This window comes from Nannocystis exedens (assembly GCF_002343915.1).
GTDB lineage: Bacteria > Myxococcota_A > Polyangia > Nannocystales > Nannocystaceae > Nannocystis > Nannocystis exedens.
Genome location: NZ_NETK01000001.1, coordinates 2,743,540 through 2,768,482, shown reverse-complemented (window position 1 = coordinate 2,768,482; position 24,943 = coordinate 2,743,540). Strand labels below are relative to the sequence as shown.

Annotated in this window: 14 protein-coding genes; 6 read left to right on the top strand and 8 right to left on the bottom strand. The window is 73.8% G+C overall.

Annotated features, from left to right (window positions below; all coding sequences use genetic code 11):
• Positions 1-84: 84 nt before the first annotated feature.
• From NAEX_RS10750 to NAEX_RS10720, 7 genes are all read right to left on the bottom strand, one after another.
• The gene (locus tag NAEX_RS10750) at positions 85-4,278 is read right to left on the bottom strand and encodes a non-ribosomal peptide synthetase (RefSeq protein ID WP_170135631.1); all 4,194 of its coding nucleotides are present in this window, start codon (positions 4,276-4,278) and stop codon (positions 85-87) included.
• A complete protein-coding gene (locus NAEX_RS10745) occupies positions 4,275-9,653 on the bottom strand; it encodes a type I polyketide synthase (RefSeq protein WP_096327415.1) in 5,379 nt (1,792 codons plus the stop codon). Before NAEX_RS10745 ends, NAEX_RS10750 begins: the two co-directional genes overlap by 4 nt.
• Complete coding sequence (locus tag NAEX_RS10740; RefSeq protein ID WP_096327414.1) at positions 9,650-11,884, bottom strand: beta-ketoacyl synthase N-terminal-like domain-containing protein; 2,235 nt, start codon at positions 11,882-11,884, stop codon at positions 9,650-9,652. Before NAEX_RS10740 ends, NAEX_RS10745 begins: the two co-directional genes overlap by 4 nt.
• A 20-nt stretch (positions 11,885-11,904) precedes the next feature.
• Positions 11,905-13,251 (bottom strand): NAD(P)/FAD-dependent oxidoreductase, encoded by a 1,347-nt coding sequence (locus tag NAEX_RS10735; protein ID WP_096327413.1) that lies wholly within the window; start codon positions 13,249-13,251, stop codon positions 11,905-11,907.
• 88 nt (positions 13,252-13,339) lie between these two features.
• Positions 13,340-13,594, bottom strand: a complete 255-nt coding sequence (locus tag NAEX_RS10730) for an acyl carrier protein (RefSeq protein ID WP_096327412.1) — start codon at positions 13,592-13,594, stop codon at positions 13,340-13,342.
• Positions 13,591-15,102: an amino acid adenylation domain-containing protein gene (locus tag NAEX_RS10725; protein ID WP_096327411.1), complete on the bottom strand. Its 1,512-nt coding sequence runs from the start codon at positions 15,100-15,102 to the stop codon at positions 13,591-13,593. Before NAEX_RS10725 ends, NAEX_RS10730 begins: the two co-directional genes overlap by 4 nt.
• A gap of 2 nt (positions 15,103-15,104) precedes the next feature.
• Positions 15,105-16,247, bottom strand: coding sequence for an acyl-CoA dehydrogenase family protein (locus NAEX_RS10720; protein ID WP_096327410.1), 1,143 nt, complete (start codon positions 16,245-16,247; stop codon positions 15,105-15,107).
• A gap of 216 nt (positions 16,248-16,463) precedes the next feature.
• On the opposite strand from NAEX_RS10720, the gene NAEX_RS10715 reads away from it, so the two are divergent.
• From NAEX_RS10715 to NAEX_RS49970, 3 genes are all read left to right on the top strand, one after another.
• Positions 16,464-17,153, top strand: a complete 690-nt coding sequence (locus tag NAEX_RS10715; protein WP_245913672.1) for a class I SAM-dependent methyltransferase — start codon at positions 16,464-16,466, stop codon at positions 17,151-17,153.
• Between the two features lie 1,191 nt (positions 17,154-18,344).
• On the top strand, positions 18,345-18,527 hold the full coding sequence (locus tag NAEX_RS49975) for a hypothetical protein (protein ID WP_096327409.1): 183 nt from the start codon (positions 18,345-18,347) through the stop codon (positions 18,525-18,527).
• 368 nt (positions 18,528-18,895) lie between these two features.
• Positions 18,896-20,404: a glycine-rich protein gene (locus NAEX_RS49970; protein WP_170135630.1), complete on the top strand. Its 1,509-nt coding sequence runs from the start codon at positions 18,896-18,898 to the stop codon at positions 20,402-20,404.
• 92 nt (positions 20,405-20,496) lie between these two features.
• On the opposite strand, the gene NAEX_RS10695 is transcribed toward NAEX_RS49970, so the two are convergent.
• Positions 20,497-21,312, bottom strand: a complete 816-nt coding sequence (locus NAEX_RS10695) for an arylamine N-acetyltransferase family protein (RefSeq protein ID WP_211302391.1) — start codon at positions 21,310-21,312, stop codon at positions 20,497-20,499.
• Positions 21,313-21,733: 421 nt separating this feature from the next.
• Between NAEX_RS10695 and NAEX_RS10690 the strand changes: the two genes are divergently transcribed.
• The 3 genes from NAEX_RS10690 (at position 21,734) to NAEX_RS10680 (ending at position 24,416) form a co-directional block, all read left to right on the top strand.
• Positions 21,734-22,672 carry a hypothetical protein gene (locus tag NAEX_RS10690; protein WP_096327406.1) on the top strand — a complete coding sequence of 313 codons (939 nt, stop codon included), beginning with the start codon at positions 21,734-21,736 and terminating at the stop codon, positions 22,670-22,672.
• Between the two features lie 737 nt (positions 22,673-23,409).
• Complete coding sequence (locus tag NAEX_RS10685; protein ID WP_211302584.1) at positions 23,410-23,718, top strand: KGG domain-containing protein; 309 nt, start codon at positions 23,410-23,412, stop codon at positions 23,716-23,718.
• 290 nt (positions 23,719-24,008) lie between these two features.
• Positions 24,009-24,416 (top strand): GFA family protein, encoded by a 408-nt coding sequence (locus NAEX_RS10680; RefSeq protein ID WP_096327404.1) that lies wholly within the window; start codon positions 24,009-24,011, stop codon positions 24,414-24,416.
• Positions 24,417-24,943: the final 527 nt, after the last annotated feature.

Below are 24,943 nucleotides of genomic sequence, written 5' to 3'. Positions count from 1 at the left end.
AGGGGCCGGGCCGCGGTCGAGCTCGTGGCGTCGGCGCGCGCCGGGACGGCGGTGACGCGGAGGTCGTGCGTGAGCGGGAGCGCGTCAGGCATGGTCGCCTCCGCGGCCGCCGCGGCGCGCTCGCGCGGCCAGGCGGGCCTCGACGCGGCCCTGGGCCTGTTGGTGGATCTGCGCCGCGGCCTCGTCGGCGGCGCCGAGCTCGAGCTGGCCGGCCAGCACGCGCACGGTGGCGGCGCGGAACAGGGTGGTGACGGTGACCTGGCAGCCGAGCTCGGCGCGCAGGCGGCCGGCGATCCGCACCAGGTGGACCGAGGTGGCGCCGAGCTCGAAGAAGTTCTGGTCGCGCTCGAGGCGATCGACGCGCAGGACGTCGGCGACGATCGCGGCGACGCGCTCCTCGAGGCCGCTGGCGGCCGGCGCGGGGGCGTCGGTGTCGGCGACGCTGCGGGCGGCCAGGGCCTTGCGGTCGAGCTTGCCGTTGGCGGTGCGCGGCAGGGCGTCGACGAGGACGTAGGTGGCCGGGACCATGGCCTCGGGCAGGCGCGTGCGCAGCCAGGCGCGCAGGGCCGTGGGGCCGAGCGGGCCGGCCTGCGGGGGCGCGGGGTGGACGTCGGGCAGGCCGCCGACGTGGCTGTGGAGGACGACGTGGCCGTCGTCGAGGGCCAGCGGGCCGCGCACAGCGGCGTCGTCGAGGCCGCCGATCGGGCACAGGCCGAGGCCGTGCCGGGCGGCGGCCAGCATGAGGAGCTGGCTGGCGTAGCCGGCCTCGAGCAGGCAGAAGTCGCGGGCCTGGGCGCCGTAGAGCGGCTCGATCGCCCGCCGCTGGCCGACGAGGAGCAGCGAGAAGGCGGCGGCCGTGAACGCGGGGCGGTTGACGGGCGCGTGGATGCCGGCGTCGGGGAGGTCGTCGCCGAGGCGCACGAGGCGGTGCTCGACCGGGTCGTAGTGGTAGGCGCCGCCGTCCAGGCCCTCGACGCGACCTGGCTTGACGAACATGTACACCTGGACAGGGTAGAGGCTGCCGGCCGAGGGGTAGCCGCGGCGGGTCAGGTCGCCCTCCCGGTGGGCGCGCAGGCCGGCGAGGAGGCCGGCGAGGGCGGCCAGCGGGACCGGGTCGGGGCGGAAGCTGCGGTGGCTGCGGCGGGCGGCGACGAGGGCGGCCAGCGGGTCGCCGTCGGCGCCGGGCAGGGCGACGGCGGGGCGGCCGGCGAGGTCGCTGCGCAGCTCGTGGTGACGCAGCTTGAACTCGAGCTTGGCGGCCGGGTCGTCGAGCGAGGGGTCGGCGCCGTGCGGGCGCGGGGCGTCGGCTTCGGGCTCGGCCTCGGCCTCGTGCGGGACGACGAAGGCGACGAGGTGACGCGCGCCGCCCGGCTCGCCCCTGGCGATCACGGCGCAGGCGCGGACCTGCGGGTGCCGCCCGAGCTCGGCCTCGATCTCCTCGAGCTCGATGCGGACGCCGCCGACCTTGACCTGGTTGTCGGCGCGGCCGAGGAACTCGATGTTGCCGTCGGGGAGCCAGCGCCCGAGGTCGCCGCTGCGATAGAGGCGCTCGCCGGTGACGGGGTGGACGACGAAGGCCGCGGCGGTGCGGGCCTCGTCGCGCCAGTAGCCGCGGGCCAGGCCGGCGCCGCCGATCCAGAGCTCGCCGGGGACGTGCGTGGGGCACGGGCGCAGGGCGGCGTCGAGGACGTGGTAGCGGCTGTTGGTCAGCGGCTTGCCGTAAGGGATGCTGCGCCAGGCCGGGTCGACGGCGCCGATCGGGTACCAGATGTCCCAGATCGTGGTCTCGGTCGGGCCGCCGGAGGCGACCATGGCGACGCGCGGGAGGTGGGCGCGCAGGCGGTCGGGCAGGCCGACGGGGATCCAGTCGCCGGCGAGGATGACCCACCGCAGGGCCTCGGGGACGTCGCCGGGGCTGTGCTCGAGGTGCTCGACGAGCATCTCGAGGAAGGCGGGCACCGAGTTCCACAGGCTGACCCGCTCGCGCCGCATCAGCGCGGTCCAGTGGGCCGGGTCGCGCACGCTCGCGGCGTCGGGCACGACGATCGTGGCGCCGGCCGCGAGCACGCCGAAGATGTCCCACACCGAGAGGTCGTGGTGCAGGGCCGTCAGCGCGAGGCAGCGGTCGTCGGGGCCGACGCCGGCGCGCTGGTTGACGTCGAGCATGCGGTTCACGACGCTGCGCTGCTCGATCATCACGCCCTTGGGCTGACCGGTCGAGCCGGAGGTGTAGAGCACGTAGGCGAGGTCGCCCGGGCGCTGCGCCGGGGCCAGCGGGGCGTCGTCCTCGCGGGCGAAGTCGTCGCCGTCGACGCGCAGGCGCTGGACGTCCGCCGGCCACTCGAGGCGGGCGTCGAGGTGCGACTGCGTCAGCACCAGCTTCACCTCGGCGTGGGCGAGCAGCCAGTGGAGGCGCGCCGGCGGGACCGACGGGTCGATCGGGACGTAGGCGGCGCCAGCCATGTGGATGCCGAGCGCGGCGACGACCTGCTCCCAGCCCTTCTCCATCACGATCGCCACGAGCGCGTCCGGCACGGCCCCGAGCGCGCGCAGGCGGTTGCCGACCTGGCAGGCGCGGCGGTGCAGCTCGGCGTAGGTCAGGGTGCGGCCGCCGGCGATCACGGCCGGGTGGTCGGGCCGGCGCGGGACCTGGGCCTCGAACAGGCGGTGCAGCAGGACGTCGGGGATCGCCGCCTCGGTCCGGTTGGCCGCCTCGTACCTGGCCAATTGGTCAGGTGGCGTCAGCAGCAGCGGGCCGCGCCAGGCCTGCTCGTCGTCGGCGAGGCGGCGCAGCAGGCGGCAGTGGGCGGCCAGCATGTCGTCGACCATGCCGGGCGGGAACAGGCCCTCGACCGCGTCCCAGGTCAGGCGCAGGCCCTCGGCGTCCTCGTGGACCTGGTAGTCGAGCCACACCTGCGGGGTCTGGGTGAGGATGAACTCGACGCTGCCGAGCCGCCCCAGCGCGGTGTACAGCGGGGCGAAGCCCTTGGCGCCGAGGTTCAGCATGTTGGTGAAGACGATCGGCATGATCGCGCCGGCGTACTGCTGGCGGACCCGCGCCAGCTCGCGCAGGACCTCGATGCCGCTGACCTCGTGGTGCTCGAGGTCGTGCCAGAGCTGCTGCTGGATCGCCCGGGCGCGGGCCTCGAATTCGGCGTGGGCCGAGCCCTCGACGCCGAGCAGGATCATCGAGGTGAAGTCGCCGAGGATCGCGTCGACCTGCGGGTGCACCGGCAGGCGGTTGAACAGGGTGACGTTGAGGGTGAAGTCGGGGCCCTTGCCCCACGCGGCCAGGACCTCGGCGTAGGCGGCGGCGAGCACCGAGGAGACGGTCAGGTCGCGGGCGGTCGCGGCGGCCTTGAGCCGCTCCCACGTCGCGCGCTCGACCTTCGCGGTCTTGTGGACGAAGCGGGTGCGCCCCCGCGGGCCGCCGGCGGTGACCAGCTCCGGCGCGGGCGGGAGCTGCGGGACGCGCTGCTTCCAGTAGGCGAGCGACTGCTGGTAGGCCGGCGACTTGCGCAGCTCGAGCTCGGCGAGCACGTAGTCGCGGTAGCTCAGCTCGAGCGGCTCGAGCGCGGTGGTCGGGTCGAAGTAGACGCGGGTCCACTCGTCGAGCAGCAGCATGAGGCTGCCGCCGTCCATGTTGACGAGGTCGACGCTGAGGTGCAGGCGCGTGGCGCCGTCGGGCAGCAGGGAGGCGCGGATCTCGAAGGCCGGCCAGCGGTCGTTCGGCAGCACCTGGTGCGACAGCTCGTCGCGCACGGCGGCCAGGGCGGCGTCGACCTCGGCGGCCGCGCGCGCGCGCAGGTCGGCGACGGTGAAGCGATAGTCGGGGACCTGCTCGAGGATCCGCTGGCGGCCGTCGGCGGCGACGACCGAGTGCAGCATGTCGTGGCGCCGCACCATGCGGTTCCACGCCGCCTCGAGGCGCGGCAGGTCGATGCTCTTGCCGTCGACCTCGACGTAGAAGTGGATCGAGACGTCGCCCTGGTCGAACTCCGACATGCGGCCGACCCAGTAGGCCTGCTGGATGTCGGTCAGCGGGAACGGCTCGTGGCGGGCGGCGAGGTCGGGGGTGACGCGGGGGACGGCCGGCTGGGCGTCGGCCCGGACGTCGCGGCGCAGCAGGGCCAGGATCGCGGGCTTGTGCTGCTGGAGCTGCTCGCGCAGCCACGGGGTCAGCGCGCCGCGAGGCGCCCGCACGGTGAGGTCGTCGCCGTCGGCGGCGAGGCGGATGTTCTGCTGCGCCAGTTCGTTGAGGAGCTGTGTCACGTTCATAAGCGGGTCACTTCCCATTCCTCGGCGGCCCCGGCCGTGTCGCCGCGGTCGCGCATCGCCTCGACGAGGCGCTCTTCGGTCCATCGCTCGCCGAGCTCGCGGCCGAGCTGGCGCAGCGTCGTCCCCTGCAGGAACGACACCACCGGCAGCCGGACGCCGAGCCGCGCGTGGACCCGGTTCTTCAGCTCGATCGCCATCAGCGAGTCGACCCCGTGGTGCTTCAGCGGGGCGTCGTGATCGATCTGCGTGGGGGACAGGCGCAGCACTTGAGCGACCTGGTCGCGCAGGAACTGCTCGCACAGGCGCGCGCGCTCGGGCGGGGCCGCGGCCGCCAGCGCGGCCTGCAGATCGGGGTTGGGCTCGGTTTCGGCGATCTGCTCGCGCAGGCGCGCGAACAGGCCGCTCGTAACGATCTGCGGGTGGTACTCGAGCCAGCGCGCGGGGTCGAAGGCGGCCACGCCGAGCTGCAGCTCGCCGGCGGCGAGCAGGCGGCCGAGCAGCGGGCCGCTGGTCGACGGGTCGAGCGAGGCCATGCCCCGCTCGGCCAGGCGGGCGCCGCGGTCGGCTCGCGCCGCCGCCAGGCCGACCTCGGCGAAGGCGCCCCAGTGGATCGCCAGCGCCGGCAGGCCCGACGCGCGGCGGTGGACCGCGAGGGCGTCGACGAAGGCGTTGGCGGCGGCGTAGTTGGCCTGGCCCGGCGAGCCGAACAGCGACGAGGCCGAGGAGTAGAGGACGAAGAAGTCGAGCGGCAGGTCGCGCGTGGCCTGGTGGAGGTTCCAGGCGCCGCGGACCTTGGGCCCGAACACGCTGCGCAGGCGCTCGCGGTCCTGGTCGACGACGAGGCCGTCGTGGAGGACGCCGGCGGCGTGGATCACCCCGGCGAGCGGCGGAAGGTGCAGCTGCATCGACGCGAGCACGCGCGCGAGCTCGGCCGGGTCGGCGACGTCGGCCCGCTCGACCACGACCTGCGCGCCGGCCTCCGCGAGCGCGGCGATCGCCGCGACCTGGACGTCGCTGCCGACGCCGCTGCGGCCGACGAGGACGAGGTGGCGCGCGCCCGACTGCACCAGCCAGCGCGCGGCCTCGAGGCCGAGGCCGCCGAGGCCGCCGGTGAGCAGGTAGGTCGCGTCGGGGCGGGCGGTGATGCCGAGCGGAGGAGGCAACGGGCGCGGGACGATGCGGGCGACGCGACGGCCATCCGGGCGCAGGGCGACCTCGTCGTCGTCGCGGTCCGCGAGCAGCTCGCTCGCGAGATCGTCGAGGCCGTCGACCGGGACGTCGACGCGGGTGCAGCGGAGCTCGGGGTGCTCGTAGGCGACGGTGCGGCCGAGGCCCCACGCCATCGCGGCGGGGACGTCGAGCGGGAGTGATTCGCCGCCGACGTCCTGGGCCTGCCGCGTGACGAGCCACAGCCGCGGCGGAGCGTCGCGGCCGACCAGCGCCTTGATCGTGTCGAGGGCGCCGAGCCAGCCGCGCTCGCCGAGGTCGCTCGCGTGCCGCGGGAAGAGGCAGACGACGCCGCGGGCGGGCTCGGCGAGGGCGGGGCCGAGGTCGGCGGCGAGGCGATCGAGCGCGACGGCGGTGACGCGCTGGCGGCGACGCGCGAGCGCGGCGGTCAGCGGCGCGAGGTCGTCGGGGTCGGCGACGACGAGCCAGCGATCGGGTGCGGCCTGGGCGAGGCCGTGGGGCGCAGCGGAGGCGCGAGCGTCGCTCGGCGCGGTCGGCTCCCAGGCGACGGCGAACGCGGCCGGCTGGGCCTTCGCCTCGAGGCGCTGGACCCGGAGGCCGACGATCTCGGCGATGACTTCGCCGCCGGCCGTGAGCAGCTCGATGTCGGCGGTCGCGAACTCGCCGGCGCCGTCGCGCAGGCGGACGTGGCTCGTCAGGGCGGCGCCGGGGCGCGCGTGCAGGCGGACCCGCTCGACGGCGATCGGCAGGGCCGGGCCGCCGGCGCGCAGGCCGTCGGGCAAGGCGGCGAGGATCGTGTGAAGGCCGGCGTCGAGGAGGGCCGGGTGGATCCGGTGGCGCTCGGCGGTCGCCGCGAGCGCGGGCGAGAGGCGCAGCTCGGCCAGCGCCTCGCCGGGGCCGTGGACGAGCGACTGGACGCCGCGGAAGGCCGGGCCGTAGTCGAGGCCCTGGCGCGCGAGCATTTTGTAGAAGGCGTCGCCGGTCAGTGACTCGCGGCAGCGGGCGCGGATCTCGGCGAGGTCGCGGGTGATCGGCGGCGCGCCGTCGCAGCGGGTCGCGCGGGCGGTGGCGTGGATCGTCCAGGGGGCGTCGCCGGTGCGGCTGGCGAGCTGGATGGTGGCGCTGTCGGCTTCGGTGGTGACGGCGAGCTGGACCTGGCGCGGGTGCTCGGCGAGCACCAGCGCGGTGGAGAACGCGACGTCGGCGAGCCGGCATGGACCTGTCCCGAGGGACATCTCGGCGGCGGCCAGGGCCATCTCGAGGGTGGCGGCGCCGGGCAGCACCGTCGCGCCCTGGACCTTGTGGTCGGCGAGCCAGGGCGGGTCGTCGGCGGCCAGGTCGGTCTGCCAGAACTGCGTCGGCGTGGCGAGCGAGGCGGCGAAGCGGGACCCGAGCAGCGGGTGCTCGCGGCGGGCCTCGCCGGCGCGCGGGCGCTTGCGGGCGCTCGGCAGCCAGTGGCGCTGGCGCTGCCACGGATAGCGCGGCAAGGCCACGTGCGGGGCCTTGCCGGGCCACAGGCGGGCCCAGGCGACCGGGTGGCCGTGGACGTGCATCGCCGCCAGGCCGGCGAGCAGCGCGGCGCGCTCGTCCTGGTCGCGGCGCAGGCTCGCCAGCGCCAGGGCCGGGCCGTCGCCGGGCTCGCGCGCGTGGGCCTCGGCGGCCATCGCCGACAGGAAGGGCAGCACGACCGGGTGCGGGCTGACCTCGAGCAGGACGTCGTGACCGTCGCCGAGGAGGCGCTCGATCACCGGGGCGAAGCGGACCGGGTCGCGCAGGTTCTTCCACCAGTAGGCGGGGTCGAGCTCGGCGCCGTGGATCCGCTCGCCGGTGACGGTCGAGTGCAGCGGCACCGTCCCGGCCCGCGGGCGGATGCCGGCGAGGGCGCGCAGGAGGTCGTCGCGCAGCGGGTCGACCATCGGGCTGTGCGAGGCGACGTCGACCTTGACGCGCCGGCAGAACACCTCGCGCGCCTGCCACTCGGCGAGGCGGGCGTCGATCGCCGCGGGGTCGCCGGCGATCACGGTCGAGCGCGGGCCGTTGAGCGCGGCGACGGTGACGCGGCCGCCGTGGCGGGCCAGGGCGAGGGCGACGTCGGCGGCGGCGAGCTCGACCGCGGCCATCGCCCCCTGCCCGCCGAGGCGGCGCATCAGGCGGCTGCGCTCGCAGATCACCTGGGCCGCGTCGTCGAGGCTCAGCGCCCCGGCGACGCAGGCGGCCGCGACCTCGCCCATGCTGTGGCCGACGACGACGTCGGGCTCGACGCCCCACGCGCGCCACAGGGCCGCCAGGGCGACCGAGACGGCGAACAGGGTCGGCTGGACGACGTCGATCGAGGTCAGCGCCGGCGCGGCGGGATCGCCGGCGAGCACCTGCGACGGCGACCAGCCGGTGAACCGCCGCACGGCGACGTCGACCTCGGCCAGGGCGGCGCGGAACGCCGGCTCCTTGGCGAGCAGCTGCCGGCCCATGCCGGGCCACTGCGAGCCCTGGCCGGGGAACACGAACACGATCCGCGAGCGGGCGCGGACGCGGGCGCGGGCGACGTGGCAGTCGGCGTGGGCGTCGCCGTCGGCGAAGCTGCGCAGGCGGGCGGCGAGCTCGTGGTGGCTGGCGCCGACGACCGCGAGGCGGTGCTCGTGATGATCGCGGCGGCGGGCCGCGGCCGCGGCGACGGCGGCCAGCGGCGGGGCGCCGTCGGCCTGCAGCAGGGTCGCGAAGGCGCGCGCCTGGGCCTGCAGGGCCTGCGGGTTGCGGGCCGAGACGACGAGGAGCTGGGCCCGCGGGTCGTTCGCCGGAGCGACGGGCGCGGCGGGCGGCTCGGCGAGGACGACGTGGGCGTTGATGCCGCTGAGGCCGAACGCGCTGACGCCGGCGATCCGCGGCCGGCCCTCGTCGGGCCACGCGGTCGGCTCGGTCGGCACGGTCATCGCGTGGCTGTCCCACGGGACATGTTGGTTGCGGGCCTTGAGCGTCGGGTGGGGCGGGAACTCGCGCCGCGCGAGCACCAGCGCCGCCTTGACGAGGCCGGCGATCCCGGCGGCGGCGTCGAGGTGGCCGATGTTGGCCTTGAGCGCGCCGAGCCGCAGCGGGGCGGCCGGGTCGCGGCCGCGGCCGAGGGCGGCGGCGATCGCCCGCGTCTCGATCAGGTCGCCGAGCTCGGTGCCGGTGCCGTGGGCCTCGTGGTAGCCGACCTGGCGCGGCTCGACGCCGGCGTCGACCAGCGCGGCGCGGACCAGGGCCTCCTGGGCGGCGCCGCTCGGGACCGTGAGGCCGCCGCTGGCGCCGTCGTGGTTGATCGCCGAGCCGCGGATGACGGCGACGATCCGGTCGCCGTCGCGCTCGGCGTCGGCGAGGCGGCGCAGCACGATCATCGCCGCCCCCTCGCCGCGGCCGAGGCCGTCGGCGCCGGCGTCGAAGGTCTTGCACAAACCGTCGGCCGCCATCACCCGCGACTTCGAGAGGGCGATCGTCAGCTCGGGCGTGATCACCAGGCTGACGCCGCCGGCCAGGGCGAGGTCGCACTCGCCGGCCCGCAGGCTGCGGCAGGCCTGATGCACGGCCACCAGCGAGGAGGAGCAGGCGGTGTCGATCGCCAGGCACGGGCCCTGCAGACCGAGCAGGTAGGCGATCCGGCCCGGCGCGAACGACATCTCGTTGCCGGTCAACCAGTAGGTGTCGATCGCGGCCGGGTCGCCGTCGGCCAGCAGCTTGCCGTACTCGCTGCTCATGATGCCGGCGAACACGCCGGTGCGCGTGCCGGCCAGCGAGGCGGCGGCCACGCCGGCGTCCTCGAGCGCCTCCCAGGCGACCTCGGCGAGCAGGCGGTGCTGCGGGTCGATGCGCTCGGCCTCCCGCGGCGAGACGCCGAAGAAGGCGGCGTCGAAGCCGGCGACGTCGCGCAAGAAGTGGCCGTAGCGGCTGGCGACCTTGCCCGGCGCGGTCGGGTCGGGGTCGTGGTGGGCGGCGATGTCCCAGCGCTCGGCCGGGACCTCGACGCGGGTGGTGCCGCCGGCGCGGAGGAGCTGCCACAGCGCGTCGGTGTCGTCGATGCCGCCGGGCAAGCGGCAGCCGACGCCGACGATCGCGATCGGCTCGCCGCGGCCGCGCTCGAGCTCGTCGACGCGGGCCTGCAGCCGCTCGAGCGCGAGGAGGGCCTGCTTGAGCGGGGACAGGTCGGATGCGGTCATGGCAGGTACCTCCGGAGGTGCTCGAGCCGGCGCGCCAGCTCGGCCTCGGCCTCGACCTCGGTGAGCGCGGCGACCTCGCGGGCGCGGGCGTCGACCGGCGGCTCGGCGGCGACCGCGGGGAAGGCGGCGGCGAGCAGGCGCTCGGCGAGGGCGTCGAGGCGCGGGTGATCGAACAACAGGGTCGGGGGCAGGTCGCAGGCGAGCTCGCGCTGGAAGCGGGTCCGCAGGGCGAGGGCGGTCAGGGAGCTGACGCCGAGGTCGAACAGGCGGGCGTGCGGGGCGATCGCAAGGTCGTCGGGCAGCTCGAGGGCGGCGCGCAGGGCCTGCTCGACGTGGCGCTGCAGGCGAGCGCGGCGCAGGCCGGGCGGGACGTCGCGCAGGGCGGCGAGCAGGGCGCCGGCGCCCGGGTCGGGGGGGACGGAAGGGGCGGCCGTGGCGGCGTTCGAATCAATTTTTCCGGATTTTTCTGATTCTGCGTCCAGAAGCGGCGGTTCGGTGAGCCACTCGAGCCACATGCGCTCGCGCTGCCACGGGTAGGTCGGCAGCGAGACGCAGCGGCCGGCCGGAGCGACGGCGCGCCAGTCGACGGCCTCGCCGGCGAGGTAGGCGGCGGCCAGGCGGCGCAGCTCGGCGAGCTGGGCATCCTCGGAGCTCGCGGGGGCGATGCTCGGTTCGGCGGTGCTCGCCTCGCCCGCGAGCCAGCGCTCCAGCGCGTCGGCCAGCGCGGGGGCCGAGTCGCCGACCACCGCCACGCGATGCGCGTGGTGGCTGCGCAGGACCGCGGCGGTGAAGCAGACGTCGCGCAGGGCGGCGGGGTCGTCGCGATCGAGCCGGCGGAGCACGGCGATCATGCCGACGGCGACGGCTCGCAGGGCCCGCGGGTCGCGGGCCGACAGCGGCAGCACCCGCGGCCCGGGCGCGACCGGCAGCGCCTCGCCCGGCTCGGCGCTGGCGAGCACCGCGTGCGCGTTGACGCCGCTGAAGGACGTCGTGGTCACGGCGGCCAGGCGCGGCCGCTCGCGCGCCGGCCACGCGGTCAGCTCGGTCTGCGCGGCCAGGCCCAGGCCGGCGAGGTCGATCGCAGGATTGACGCGCCGAAGGTGCAGCGTCGGCGGCAGCTCGGCGTGGTGCAGGGCGAGGCAGACCTTGATGACGCTGGCGATCCCGGCGGCCGGCTCGAGGTTGCCGAGGTTGGTCTTGACCGAGCCGACGGCACACGGCCGCGAGCGCGCCGCGCCGCCGAGGGCCTGACCGAGCGCGGCGGTCTCGGTGGCGTCGCCCTGCGGGAAGCCGGTCCCGTGCAGCTCGACGTAGTCGACGTCGGCGGGGTCGACCGCGGCGCGGGCGAGGGCGTCGCGGATCGCGGCCGTCTGGGCCTCGGCCCGCGGGGCCATGATCCACGGGCCGCGCCCGTTGTGGTTGATCGCGACCCCGCGGACGAACGCGTACACGCGGTCGCTGGCGACGAGCTGCGAGCGCAGCTTGAGCACCACCAGGCCGGCACCCTCGCCGCGGACGAAGCCGTCGCCGTCGGCGTCGAGCGCCCGACACAGGCCTCGGGCCGACAGCACGCCGGCCTTCGACATGATGATCGCGCTGTCGGGCGCGAGGATCAGGTTGACCCCGCCGGCCAGCGCGAGCGTGCTGTCGCCGCTCCACAGGCTCTGGCAGGCCTGGTGCAGCGCGACCAGCGAGGCGGAGCAGGTGGCGTCGAGGGCGACGCTGGGGCCGCGCAGGTCGAAGGTGTAGGAGATCCGGTTGGCGGCGAAGGCCAGCGGCGTGCCGGCGGCGGCGTAGCCGTCGAGGCGGTCGCGGTCGCGCGACTGCATGCGCGCGTAGTCGTTCCAGGTCGCGCCGACGAACACGCCGGTGCGGCTGCCGGCCACCGCCTCGAGCGGGAGGCCGGCGTCCTCGAGCGCCTCCCACGCGACCTCGAGCAAGAGCCGGTGCTGCGGGTCGATCGCCCGGGCCTCGCGCGGGGACAGCCGCAGGGCCCGCCAGTCGACGCCGTCGACGGCCGGCAGGAAGCCGCCGCTGCGGCACAGGGTGCGCCCCGGCCGCTGCGGGTCGGCGTCGTACAGCGCCGCCGCGTCCCAGCGCGACGGCGGGACGTCGACGATCGCGTGCCGGCCGGCGCGCAGCAACTGCCAGTAGGCGGCGGGGTCGGGGGCGCCGGGGAAGCGGCAGCCGATGCCGACGACGGCGACGGGCTCGAGGACGGGCGTGGCCATGACGGTCTCCGCGCGGGCGCTCAGAACACCTCGGAGAACGCCGACGACGTCAACGAGCCGAGGTACTTGTGCCAGATGTGCTGGTCGTTGCGCTCGACCTCGCGGACGATCCGCCGCATCTCGGTCAGCACGGCCGGCTCGTCCTCGTCGTACATGTCGCCCTGCAGCAGCTTGAGCACGTCGATGCGGTGCCGCGGGTCCTGCACGAACGCGGTGAACAGCACGTTGAGGCGGTAGTAGAGGTTGATGAAGTGGTACCAGTTGCGGGTGCCGCGGCGCATCAGCGTCTCGAAGGTGCGGAAGCGGTCGTGGCGGAAGTCGCCGTGCTCGGCGGCGGCGAGGATGTCGTGCGAGATCAGCCGGCCGCTGTTGAGGGCGATGCTGACGCCGCTCGAGAAGATCGGGTCGACGAAGCGCGCCGCGTCGCCGACGAGGGCGAACCCGTCGCCGCAGATCTCCCGCATCGCGTAGCTGTAGTCGCCCTCCTCCTTGAGCGGCGTGACCTGCTGGGCCGCGCGCAAGCCCTCGTACAGCTCGGGGCGGCTCTGCAGGCACTCCCAGAAGAACTGCTCGCGGTCCTGCCGGCTCTTGGCGAAGTTCGCCTTCTGGGTGACGACGCCGATGCTGGTGACGGTCTCGGTGATCGGGATCTGCCACACCCAGGTGTTGGTCAGCGGCAGGAAGTGGATGAAGATGTACTCGGGCTGGCCGCGGCCGTGGGACAGGCGGGTGCGGTCGTAGCCCTCGAACCAGGTGTGCAGGGCGTATTGATTGAAGACCGGGTCGAGCACCTTGAGCTTGAGCTGGTTGCCGAGCAGGGTGTGCCGGCCGCTGGCGTCGATCACCATGCGCACGCGGGTGCGGATGTCCTGCTGGCCGAGCTTGAAGTGGACCGCCGGCTGGGTCGGGTCGGACAGGTCGACGCCGCGCACCCGCACGCCCTCGTAGACCTCGGCGCCGAGCTGGTGCGCGTGCTGCAGCAGCATCAGGTCGAACTTGGCCCGGTCGACGTGGAAGGTGTAGTTGCGGTCGACGCCGGCCTGCTCGCGCTCCTCGAAGCGGATGTCGACGTGGCAGTCGGCCGACAGGCCCTCGAACTGCATGGCGTAGACCGGCGCGCGGTCGGCCGACGTCCAGGCCGCGCCGTACTTCTTGGGGAAGCCGGCCTTCTCGAGCGTGTCGAGGAAGCCGATCTCCTTGAACACCCGCGTCGCCGCCGGCACCAGGCTCTCGCCCACGTGCGGCCGCGGGAACAGCTCGCGCTCGAAGATGACGCACTTGAGGCCCGCGCGCGCCAGGTACGAGGCGGTGGCCGTCCCGGCCGGCCCGCCGCCGATGATCCCGATATCAAAATCCACGTTCGACATTGACGATTCGCTCCACTGCAGACAAAAAGACTCTCCGGCCCCGCCGCGGGTGCGGCGGTGCGATTGCGGCGACCAGGCCCGGCGCAGGTCAGCCCTTCAGCGAGGCCACCAATGCGGTCAGCGCGCGCAGGTCCTTGAAGTGCTCGGCCGTGACCGACTCGAGCGGCACGACCACGCCGAAGTGCTCGCGCACGAAGCCGAGGAGGCGGGCGATCTCCAGCGAATTGAAGACGCCCCACTCGAGCAGCGGCGTGTCGGCGTCGAGGCCGATGTCCTTGCCGTCGAGGATCTCGCGGGCGACGTATTGTTTGAGGGTTTGTTCGATAGCGACGGACGTGCTCATGGCTGCTCTCCCTGAGATGAAGACGAGGCCGCCGCGAGCCGCGCCAGCGCGAGGCGGTCGACCTTGCCGTTGCCGGTCCGCGGCAAGGCGGCGATCGGCGTGAAATCATCGATGATCATGTATCTCGGCAGTCGCTCGGCGCAGTGGCGCTTGAGGCCGAGCAGCGACAGCTCGGCCGGCGGGGCGACGACGACGAAGGCGTGGAGGCGGGCGTCGATGCCGACGCCGCGCACCGCGACCGCGACCTCGCGGATGTCGGGGTGCTGCAGCAGCGCGGCCTCGATGTCGCCGAGCTCGACGCGGTGGCCGCGGATCTTCACCATGTGATCGCGGCGGCCGACGTACGTGTATTCGCCGCCGTCGTCGACGCGGACGATGTCGCCGGTGGCGTACGGCCCGCGCTGGGGCGGCTGCCCCCAATAGCCGAGCATGACCGTCGGGCCGGCGACCATGAGCTCGCCTTCCTCGCCCGGACCTGCGCGCTCGCCGTCGGCGCGGACCGCCCACACCTCGTCGCCCGAGCAGGCGCGGCCGATCGGGACCGGCGCGGTGCGATCGTCGGCCAGCGCCGTGACCTCGTGGAAGGTGCAGACATTGGTCTCGGTCGGGCCGTAGAGGTTGAAGAGGCGCGCCTCGGGGAAGCCGCGGCGGAGTCGGCGCAGCGGCTTGACCGGGAACGGCTCGCCGGCGAACAGGATCGCCCGCAGCGTCGGCGCGGCGGCGGCGTCGAGCGCCCCCTCTTCCATCATCAGCGCGAGCGCCGACGGCACCGAGTACCACACGCTGATCCGGTGACTCTGGACGAATTCCACCAGCCTGCGCGGGGCGTACGACAGACCCTCGGGCACCAGCGCGACCGCGCCGCCGGCGAGGAACGCGACGTAGAGGTCGAGCACCGACAGGTCGAAGTGGAACGGCGCGTGGTTGGCGAAGCGGTCGGAGGCGTCGGCGGCGATCGCCTCGGCCGCCCATGCGACGAAGGCGAGCGCGTTGCGGTGGCTGATGCACACGCCCTTGGGGCGGCCGGTCGAGCCCGACGTATAGAGGATGTAGGCCAGGTCGTCCGGCCCGCGAGCCGGGGGCGGCAGCGAATCGGCGGACAGGCGCAGCACCTCGTCCCAGTCGGCGTCGACGTGCAGCACCGCGAGCTCCGGCGGCGCGCCGGCGGACGCGAGCGCGCCCCGGCGGGCCTCGGTGGTCACGACGCAGCGCATCTCGCAGTCGCCGAGGATGCCGGCGATCCGGGGCGCGGGGCTCAGCGGGTCGAGCGGGACGTAGACGGCGCCGAGGCGCAGGCACGCCTGCATCACGGCGACGCCGCGGCCCGCCTTCTCGAGCCACAGCCCCACGCGGTCGCCGGCGGCCACGCCGCGCCGCGCGAGCGCGCGGGCCAGGCGATTGGCGAGCGCGTCGAGCTCGCCGTAGGTCAGGGTCGCGTCCGGGCCGATCACGGCCGGCGCCGCCGCGTCGCGGCGGGCTGATTCGATCACGAGGTCGGCGAGCAGCATCGTCACAGCCCCATTTCACGCGCGACGAGGTCGCGCTGGATCTCCGACGTGCCCGAGAACAGGGTCGCCGGCACGCTGTCGCGCAGCATGTGTTCGACGTTGTAATCGGCGGCGAAGCCGATCCCGCCGTGCAGCTGGATCGCGTCGAGGCTCGACTGGCGGGCGGCCTCGCTGATCGCCAGCTTCGCCAGCGAGACCTCTGCGACGGCCGGCTGGCCGCGGTCGCGCAGCCAGCAGGCGCGGTAGAGGAGGAGGCGGGCCGCCTCGAGCCGCAGCTTCATCTCGACCAGGCGGTGCGCGACGGCCTGGTGCTTGCCGATCGGCTTGCCGCCTTGCCGGCGGGTGCGCGCGTACTCGACGGTCTGGGCGAGCTGGCGCTCGAGCATGCCGACGTAGCCGGCGAACAGGCACGAGCGCTCCCATTGCATCGAGGCCTGGAAGATCGCGCCGCCCTGGCCCTCGCGGCCGAGCCGGCGGCTCGCCGGGACGCGGCAGCCCTCGAGGTAGAGCGAGCAGGCGGGCGAGCTCTTGAGGCCCATCTTCGCCAGCGGCTCGCCGAGGCGCAGGCCGGGGGTGTCGCGCGCGACCACGAATGCGGTGATCCCGAGGTAGCCGTGCTTGCGGTTCATCGTCGCGTAGACGACGAACTCGTCGGCGACCGGGCCGTTGGTGACGTAGCTCTTCGCGCCGTCGAGGACGTAGACCTCTCCGTCCCGGCGCGCTTCGGTGCGCAGGGCGAACGCGTCGGAGCCGGCCTCGCCCTCGGTGATCGCGTTGGCGCCGATCGCCGCGCCGCGCGCGAGCCCCGGCAGCAGCGCGGCCTTCAGCGCCTCGTCGCCGTATTCGACGATCGGCATCACGGCCGCGAACAAGTGGGCGGCCGCGGAGAAGACCAGGCCGACGTCCTCGCAGCCGCGCCCGAATGCCTCGACCACGCGCGCGGTGGTCAGCGCGTCCAATCCGAGCCCGCCGTAGGCCTCGGGGACGCAGAGCCCCATCAGCCCGAACTCCGCGCAAATGTCCCAATGGGTGCGGTCAAAAGCGTGATCGGCCCAGACGCGGCTGGCGCCGGCGAAGTGCCGCTGGGCGAGCTCGAGGGCCCGGCGATACAACTCGTCTTGCGATTCCGACCATTGAAAGTCCATACGGCACCCAGGTTTAATTCACGCGCTGGCGCGTGCCACGCAGCAATGGTGTGCGCGGCGGGGCTGGAATATACACAGGCGAGAACCACCAGCAAGGCCTTAATTCGCGCGATGCGTCGCGGGTTCGTGGGGCTTTAAAACGACATGATCACAACATCGGCCCGCGCTTGACTTGGTTGAATGCGGCTGATAACCACACCGCCGCTGGAGGTACATTTGGAACACGCGATCGATTCCGACGTCGCCGAGGCGATCGATATGGCCACGGAGGCGGGACAGGCGGCGTACACCCGCTCGTTCCTGCCGCGCTACGACTTTCTCGTCCTGAACCTCAACAACAACCTGCTGTGGCGCTGCCCGACGGCGCGCATGCTGGAACACTACGACGCGCACGTCACGGACCGTCACCTGGACGCCGGGGTCGGGTCGGGGTACTTCCTCGATCATTGCCGCTTCCCCGGGGCCTCCCCGCATATCGCGCTCGTCGACCTCAACCCCAACACCCTGCTGTTCGTGCGCGAGCGGATCCGCCGCTACGCCGACGTCACGCTGTACCGCCGCAACATCCTCAAGCCGCTGCGGATCGCCGAGAAGTTCGACTCGATCGGCCTCAGCTACCTCCTGCACTGCCTCCCGGGCCTCATCGAGGACAAGGCCGTCACCGTGTTCGACCACGTGAAGGAGTGCCTGAACCCCGGCGGGGTGGTGTTCGGCTCGACGCTGCTCTACGACCTCGCCATGAAGCACTTCTTCGCCCGCCTGGCCCTCGACGTCTATCAACGCTCCGGCGCGATGTCGAATCGCTGGGACACGCTCCCGGGCCTGGAAGCCGCGCTGAAGCGCAGCTTCTCCCGCTACGAGCTGCACACCGTCGGCTGCACCGCGTTCTTCTCCGGACGCGTGTGACACTGCCGTGAATGCCCCGATCGCCGCGGCGCGCCGGTGGTGCGCCGCGGCGATTCGCGTGCGGCGGCGGCCGCGCGAATCGGACGCGGTGTATCGATTGCCGACCGCCGCGATTCGTCGCTGCGACGAATCGGGGGCGCCGCCCGCGGGCGCGAGATCGGGCCGCGGCGTCGTCAGGTCCGGCGAATCGAGGGGATCCCCGGATTCGTGTCGAAGCTTTGTCCGATCGATCGGTCGATCGACGGCGGACGAACGCTCCGCGGCCGGGGCGCCGGCGAGGCCCGCGCGGGGGCCCCGACTGCCGGCATTCGGGGCGTTCGCGCCGTCGGCGTCGCCCCGGTTCCGTCGGCTCCGGCCCCCATGATTCGCCGGGGTCCCGGGATGTCCGGACAATCGTACGGCGCGTCGACCTCGTGGGACTGGTCCGGCAGGGGCGGTGAATGGTTCGAGGATAAAGGATGCACGCGGGCTCTCTCGCAGTGGACCGGTCACCGACCGCGGGCGGTCGCGGCCCGGCCGCTCGTCTGGTCTTCCACCGGGGAGTGACCGACCGTTCGAAAACAATTGCGGGGGTCGGCGAATTTCAGCGACCGGGAAGGCTCGTCGCAAAAGCGCGCCCCACGGCCGAGGGCGCCGAGTCCGCGAGCTCGCGCGCGTCCGCGACGGGCACGTCCTCGCCCGGCGCGCGCGGACGCAGCGTGGCTGGCCGATGGGACAGGTCGCCGCGGCGCGAGCAAGTCCGCGCCGCGGGGCTCACGCGCGTTGTCCCGGCCCGGGCCCGCGGTGACCGTCGGCGGCCGAGGTCCATGCAACAAGGAAGAACGAGCTCCGGGACGCGCCGACGGTCCCCTGCGGTGTGGGCCGTCCCGATGTGCCTGCTCCTGGTGATCGGCGGCGTCGTGCTGGGGGTGGGGCTGCAGAAAGGCGGGTTTCTGACGCTCACCGACGTCGGCGAGCTGCAGGACCTCCAGTTCGCGCAGACGAGCCTGATGCCGCTCGACGCGCGCAAGATCGTGTGGCAGCGGCAACAAGCACGGCACCCGCGGAAACTCGACTCGGTGTCCATCGACAGCTGCGCCGACGGCGTGGGCGCGGTGCTGAAGGTCCCGAAGGAAGCGGGCAAGGGCGTCGGCTTCCGCATGCGGCGCTCGTCGCCGAACGAGCGCTTCCAGATCCTGGTCGAAGGAGGATGTGCCGTTCCCCGACCTGGTGGCGGCGCTGCAGGCGATCGTGCCGACCATCGCGGCCGAGTACCCGGCGAAGGTGCAGGCGAACCGCGCCGACGTGGCCGCGTCCTGGGCGTACCAGGAGAAGGCGCGACAAGAGGAGGCCGACCGCCGGGCCCAGGCGCCCGCCTCGTACCCGACGAAGTGACGGCGACGCCGCGCGTCGCGCCCCGAGCGTTGATTCGCGCCGCGTTCGCCCGCCTGTTCGATGCATGCCGGCGATCGGCGAGGACGCGCCCCGCGTGGCGGCGCAGGACCGCGAGCGACCGTGTCGGCGCAGCAGCTCGCTCGCGTCCGCACGATCGCGGGGCGACCGCTCGCGCCCGTCGACGTGCCGTCGCGTCACTGCGCGCGGCGACGAAGGTCGACGCCGTTGCAACCGCCGAAGGTCCGCATCTGCCCACGAATCCCGCATGCGTGGCTCTTCGCCCCCATCAAGTCTTTCCGGTAAGGACGAGGGTGGAGGTGAAGATGCGATCGAGGGAGCTGTGGATAGTCTCGGCGGCGTTGTCGGCGATGTTGGCGGGCTGTAGCGACGACGGCACTGCGGGCACGGCGGGGCTCACGTCGTCCGGCACGGACGCGACGACCGGGCCGACGTCGACCGGCACGCCGGAGACGACGGACACGCCGACGACCGGGACGCCGACGACCGGCGGGACGATCAGCGGGACGACCGACGAGACGACGACGACGACGACGACCGGCGAGACGACGACGACGACCGGCGAGACGTCGACCGGGACGACCGACGACACCATGGGCGTGTCGACCGACACCACCGGGACGACCGCGCCGGTCTGCGCCGACCCGATGGCGATGTGCGGCGACGACTGCGTGGACCCGCTGAGCGACCTGCAGCACTGCGGCGGCTGCGACCAGCCGTGCGCGCCGGGCGAGATGTGCGCCGAGGGCAATTGCGTGATCACGTGCGAGGCGCCGCTGCAGGCGTGCGCGATGACCTGCGTCGACATCCAGACCGACGCGCAGCACTGCGGCGGCTGCGATCAGCCGTGCGGGGTCTGCGAGGCGTGCGGCGAGGGCACCTGCGCGCCGCTGGCGGCCCCACCGGCGCCGGCGGCGATCGTCGGGGCGACGGAGGGCTGCGCCAAGGCGGCGCTCGAGCTCGGCGTCGAGCCGGTGATGGGGGCGACGTCGTACACGTGGACGGTGCCGCCCGGCGCGACGGTGACGATGGGCCAGGGCACCGAGGCGGTCACGGTGACGCTCGGGGCCGAGAGCGGGCAGGTGTGCGTGAGCGCGAGCGACGACTGCAGCGCGTCGGCCGAGGTGTGCGTCGACGTGACGGTCACGGGCGGCGCTCCCGGCTCGCAGACGTTCGCGTTCACCGGCGCGCCGCAGATGTTCACGGTGCCCGAGTGCGTGTCGACCATCACCGTCGAGCTGTGGGGCGCGCAGGGCGGCGGGGCGCTGTGCTGCGACAACACGACCCAGGACGACGGCGGCAAGGGCGGCTACGTCAAGGCCGACCTCGCGGTGAGCCCGGGCGACGTGATCCACACGTACGTCGGCGGCAAGGGCATGACGCAGGGCCCCGCCGGCTGGAACGGCGGCGGCCTCGGCGGCCAGTGGGGCGCGGGCGGCGGCGGCGGCTCGGACGTGCGGATCGGCGGCCAGGCGATCGAGCACCGCGTGCTGGTGGCCGGCGGCGGCGGCGGCGGCAACTGCGGCTGCCCCGAGCACGGGGCCGGCGGCGACGGCGGGGCGCTGATCGGCGACGCGGGCTCCGACGGCGGGGGCGGGTTCACGCCCGGCGGCGGCGGGACGCAGGCGGCCGGCGGGGCGGCGGGCGCCAACCCGGGGGCGATGGGCGCGCTGTTCACCGGCGGCGGCGCCAACGGCGGCTCGTACCACGTCGGCGGCGGCGGCGGCGGTTACTACGGCGGCGGCGGAGCCTACGCCTCGGGCGGCGGCGGCGGCTCGTCGTACTTCGGCGACGCGGCCAACGCGTCGACGACGAAGGGGCTGCGCAGCGGCGACGGGGAGATCAAGATCTCCTGGTGAGCGGGTGCCTCCGCGGGCTTCGAGACATGTCCTGAAGAGAATGTTTTAAAGAACATTTCCGGAAGGAGATGTCTCGAAGCGCTTGCGCCGCGTCAGCGCGGCAGGCGTTCCAGAGCCTGGGCGAGCGCGGGGTCGTCCGGCACGGCGATCCCGAACTCGTCGGCGAGGACGCGGCGCAGCTCCGCGGTGCTCTCGAGGGCGCGGCGCTCGGTCTCGCCGCCGAGGTGGTGGACGGCGAAGTCGCGGCCTCGCAGCGCGAGCCGGCGATCGGGGAGGGCGCGCGCGGCGATCAGCCCGGTGCGGAAGTGCGAGCCCGGGTGGGTCGAGAGGAAGTAGTTGGTGACCTCGTAGTCGGGCTGGAACTGCTCCTGCAGGTCGAAGCGGTACAGCGAGCCCCACTCGCCGCGGACGAGCGCCTGCATGCGGAAGTAGCCGCCCTCCTCGACCAGCCGGAACGGCTCGTGCGGGGTCGACTGCTCGACGTCGCCGACGAGCCGGAGGACGCCGGTCAGGGTCAGCCCGCCGAAGCCGACGTCGACGATGTGCGGCCCGCCGTCGAGGTCGACGTGCAACAGCATGTGACTGCGCGGGGTGATCCGGCCCTCGGGTTGATTCCAGATCACCCGCGCCGCCAGCCCGCGGACCTGGAAGCCGAGCGCGCGCAGGACGTGCGACAAGAGCAGGTTGTGCTCGAAGCAGTAGCCGCCGCGGCCGTCGCGGACGAGCTTGCGCTCGAGCCCGGCGAGGTCGAGCGCCGGCGTGCGCCCGACCAGCGGGTCGAGGTTTTCGAACGGGATCGCGGCCGCGTGGGCCCGGACGATCGCGGCCAGCGTGGCGTACGTCGGCGCCGTCGACCCGTGGTGGTCGATGCGCTGGAAGTATGCGGGGAGATCGATCTCGGCGGTCACGGGCTCGAATGTACGCCCGAACCCGTCGGCGCGGAAAGCCGACCGCCGCGAGCGGGCCGCAGCGCGCAAGGCGGCGTCGCGCGAGACGCCCCGGTCGCCGACCGCGTGCCTCACGACCGCGCCCGGCGGGGCGTCGCAGCGAGCCGTGGACTGGATCGGCGGGCTGACGCCGAGCTCGCGGCCGATGTCGAGCACGATGTGGGCTCGTCGCCCGGTTCGAGCCGCAGCGAGGGGACCGGACTGAACCACTCGAACCGCCGGAGCGGCGCGCGGACCCACTGTCACAATCGCGGCGGGTGTCGAGGTCGTCGGCCAGCGAGGTTGTCGCGCGCGGCACCTGCTCGAGGCCTCGCGCACCCAGCCGGCGATTGTGCTGGGCAGGTCGTCGCGTTTCGTGTTCTCCTGCGCGAGGAGGTGACTCATGAAGAGGCTCTTGTTTGCCACGGTCCTGGCGAGCGCCTGTGCGGATACCGGCGATCCGCTGGCCACCAACCCGACGCCGGGCCCGAGCGGCACCGACGTCGGCCCGACGAGCCACGGCTCGGCGCACACCGACGCCGACGAGGCGAGCACGAGCGGCAGCTCGAGCGGCGGCGCCGTGACGACCACGACCGGTCCGACCGGCAGCAGCGGCGCCGGCGAGCCGACGACGACGATGGACGATGAGAGCAGCTCGAGCTCGGGCGCGGCGATGTGTCTGCCGGCGACCACGCCGTGCACCGACGGCGCGGAGTGCTGCGCCGGCCTCGAGTGCGGCACCACGAGCCTCGGGCAGGTGTGCTGCGGGGGCGAGGGGATCGGCTGCAACACCCCGAACGGCGAGGACTGCTGCGGCGCCCTGCTGTGCATCGCCGGCGTGTGCGGCTACGACGTCGACGCCGGCTGCGAGCCCCCGTGTACGGCCCCGCCGGCGCTGCTGATCGAGAAGCAGCGGCTGGCCACCATCGGCGGCTCGTTCCTCGGCATCTGCGGCGACGCCAATCACACCTACGGCTTTCACGTGCCGGCCGCCAACCTGCCGGCGGACGACTATTCGCTGGAGGGCCCGGCCAACGTGCCGGTGTGCGAGTGGCACGCGGCGGCGATCGACATCGGCATGGACTGGCCGGCCTCGCGCGACTGGCTCAAGTGGTTGATCGCGGGCATCGCCAGCGACGAGATCCAGGGCATCGCCGAGGTGATCGGCTCGTACGACGGCGTCGACGTCCGCTACTGGTCGGACTCGTCCGGGTGGAGCATCGACGGCGTCGCGTATCAGGGCAGCGGCCACGACACCTGGACGCACGTGTCCGTGTATCGCTCGACGACGCTCGAGGACCACGGCATCCTCGCCGGCTGGACCGCCAACGGCGGGCCGTGACCGCCCGCGGCGCGCGCGAGGGGAAATCACAGCAGGAGCGGCGGCCGGGGGGCGCGTCGATTCATGCGACGCGCTCCCCGGCGCCGGGTCGCGCCGGTCGCCCCGGCGTGTCCGAGCGGCAGCGCCGCGAGTCAAGGGATAGTCCTGAGCGAACGAGCGGGGTCGAGCGGCCCCCGGCCGTGAGCCGAGGAAATGGAGGCAGTCGAGGAGCCGGCGGCGGCGAGCCGCGCCTGCGGCGAAACTCGCGTGTGTTCGCGTTTTCGCCGCGGGAGAGGCGGATTTCGTCGACGACCGCAAGGGAAAGTACTGGCTTTCAATCACGTGGCCGGCGGCGGCTTTTGCGCTGCGGGTGCGCAGCGCCGGAATGCCGCGCGGGGTGGTTCTCGGCCCGGGCGGCCTCTGCAACGCCGGTTCGCGTCCGCTGCCGCGAATCGCGGCGCAGTCGATATTTTCGCGGATCGTGGCTCGGCGGACTTGCCCGCCTCGCGTTTCCGCTCACGATGCCCGCGAGCCCACCGAACGAAGGTCGGCGACGCGAAACGCAGTACGGCGAATGAGACGCGCTGCCATCAATCGCGCCGTCCCGTTCGGGGACGACACGACGAGCCACCGACGGCTCGACGTGGTCAACACCAAGCACGGAAAGCGAGACAGACGTCATGGCTAACAACAGCGACAACAAGAACCAGAACCGCGACCAGGACCAGAACCGCGGCGGCGGTCGCGGCTTCGCCGGCATGGACGAGGACAAGCAGCGGGAGATCGCCAGCATGGGCGGTCGCGCGGCCCACGAGAAGGGCACCGCGCACGAGTTCACGTCCGAGGAGGCGCGCGAGGCCGGTCGCAAGGGCGGCGAGGCCGTGAGCCAGGACCGCGAGCACATGGCCGAGATCGGGGCCAAGGGCGGTCAGGCTTCGCACGGCGGCGGGCAGAACCAGCGCCGCGACGAGGGCACCCGCAGCGAGCGCAGCGAGGACGACCCGCGTGGCTCCCGCTCGCAGGGCGGGCAGAACCAGGGCCAGGGCGGCCGCAACGAGCGGCGCTAAATGCCGCGCCGCACCCGACGGTCGCGCTCGTCCCGGCATCCGGGGCGAGCGCCCGCTTGTACGACGGAGCGCCGGCTGGTTCGCCCGTGAGGCTGAGGCCTCGCCGCACCGCGCTCGCGGAATCGACGGCAGCAGCGTATTCGGCGGTGACAGGGCCCGCGCACCGGAGGGAGGTGCCGAGGGGCGCCGGTCCCAGCGCTGCGCCGCGCGAGGAGCCGTTGCCAGCGACGGGCGGCCCGGGCTACGCTCGGTGCGCCGCCGACGCGGCGGTCCGAGCTCACGAGTCCACCATGCGTTCGCGAACAGCCTCTTGTTCCTGCGGTCAGCTGCGCATCGAAGTCCACGGCGAACCCCTCGGGGTCGGCGTGTGTCACTGTCTGGCCTGTCAGCGGCGGACCGGCAGCGTCTTCGCCGCGCTGGCCGCCTTCGCCGCGCCCTACGAGGTGTTCGGCACTGCCACCGAGTACGTCCGCGTCGGCGATCAGGGCGGCCGATTCAACTTCCGGTTCTGCCCCGTGTGCGGCTCGACGGTGTTTCACACCGAAGAGGGCGGCGAACAATCGTCGGTGGCCGTGGCCGTCGGCGCGTTCGCCGATCCGAGCTTCCCCCCGCCCGAGGACTCGGTCTATGATTGCCGGCGACACTCGTGGGTGCAATTGCCGCCGGGCGTGACGACGTTCGCCAAGGACCCGCCCTGATCGCGCCGGGAGCCGCAGGCGATCCGGCGACCTCGCGGGCGATCCGCGACGCCGGGGCGGATGGATGAGCTGAAGCGTATGCGCGGAGGAGACGCCTCGCAGCCGCCGGGTCGAGGCGGAGCGCGCGACGGGCGAGCAGACAGTCAAGACATTCCGGAGACGGTGAGCCGTCGAGAGCGCGCCGGCGAGGATGGCGGCGAGCGCGAGGGAGGCACCCGGTCGTGCCAGCAGGTGAAACCCGTTACAGCGCGGTGCGACGATTTCACGCACAGGCGCGCGCGGCCCTCGAATGTCCGAACGGGTGACCGATGCGAGGGGTCGATTTCTCCCGGCGGATCATCGAGGTCTCGCGCGCACCCCGTCCGACACGCGGGGCCGCAGGGGCGATGTCGGGAGCGAACGAGGCGGTCCTATCAATCGGCGGTCGGCGCGCGAATGCGTAGTCGGCGCCGGCGACGCCGAAATTTTGCCACCAGTGCAAATTATGACTTGACAAGTCGGAGCCACCAATGAAATGTGGCAACGTG

Coding starts and splice junctions, on each gene's coding strand:
- NAEX_RS10745 (WP_096327415.1), bottom strand. CDS start 9,653: ATGACCGCATCCGACCTGTCCCCGCTCAAGCAGGCCCTCCTCGCGCTC.
- NAEX_RS10720 (WP_096327410.1), bottom strand. CDS start 16,247: ATGGACTTTCAATGGTCGGAATCGCAAGACGAGTTGTATCGCCGGGCC.
- NAEX_RS10750 (WP_170135631.1), bottom strand. CDS start 4,278: ATGAACGTGACACAGCTCCTCAACGAACTGGCGCAGCAGAACATCCGC.
- NAEX_RS49970 (WP_170135630.1), top strand. CDS start 18,896: ATGTTGGCGGGCTGTAGCGACGACGGCACTGCGGGCACGGCGGGGCTC.
- NAEX_RS10690 (WP_096327406.1), top strand. CDS start 21,734: ATGAAGAGGCTCTTGTTTGCCACGGTCCTGGCGAGCGCCTGTGCGGAT.
- NAEX_RS10740 (WP_096327414.1), bottom strand. CDS start 11,884: ATGGCCACGCCCGTCCTCGAGCCCGTCGCCGTCGTCGGCATCGGCTGC.
- NAEX_RS10725 (WP_096327411.1), bottom strand. CDS start 15,102: ATGCTGCTCGCCGACCTCGTGATCGAATCAGCCCGCCGCGACGCGGCG.
- NAEX_RS10685 (WP_211302584.1), top strand. CDS start 23,410: ATGGACGAGGACAAGCAGCGGGAGATCGCCAGCATGGGCGGTCGCGCG.
- NAEX_RS10735 (WP_096327413.1), bottom strand. CDS start 13,251: ATGTCGAACGTGGATTTTGATATCGGGATCATCGGCGGCGGGCCGGCC.
- NAEX_RS10730 (WP_096327412.1), bottom strand. CDS start 13,594: ATGAGCACGTCCGTCGCTATCGAACAAACCCTCAAACAATACGTCGCC.
- NAEX_RS10680 (WP_096327404.1), top strand. CDS start 24,009: ATGCGTTCGCGAACAGCCTCTTGTTCCTGCGGTCAGCTGCGCATCGAA.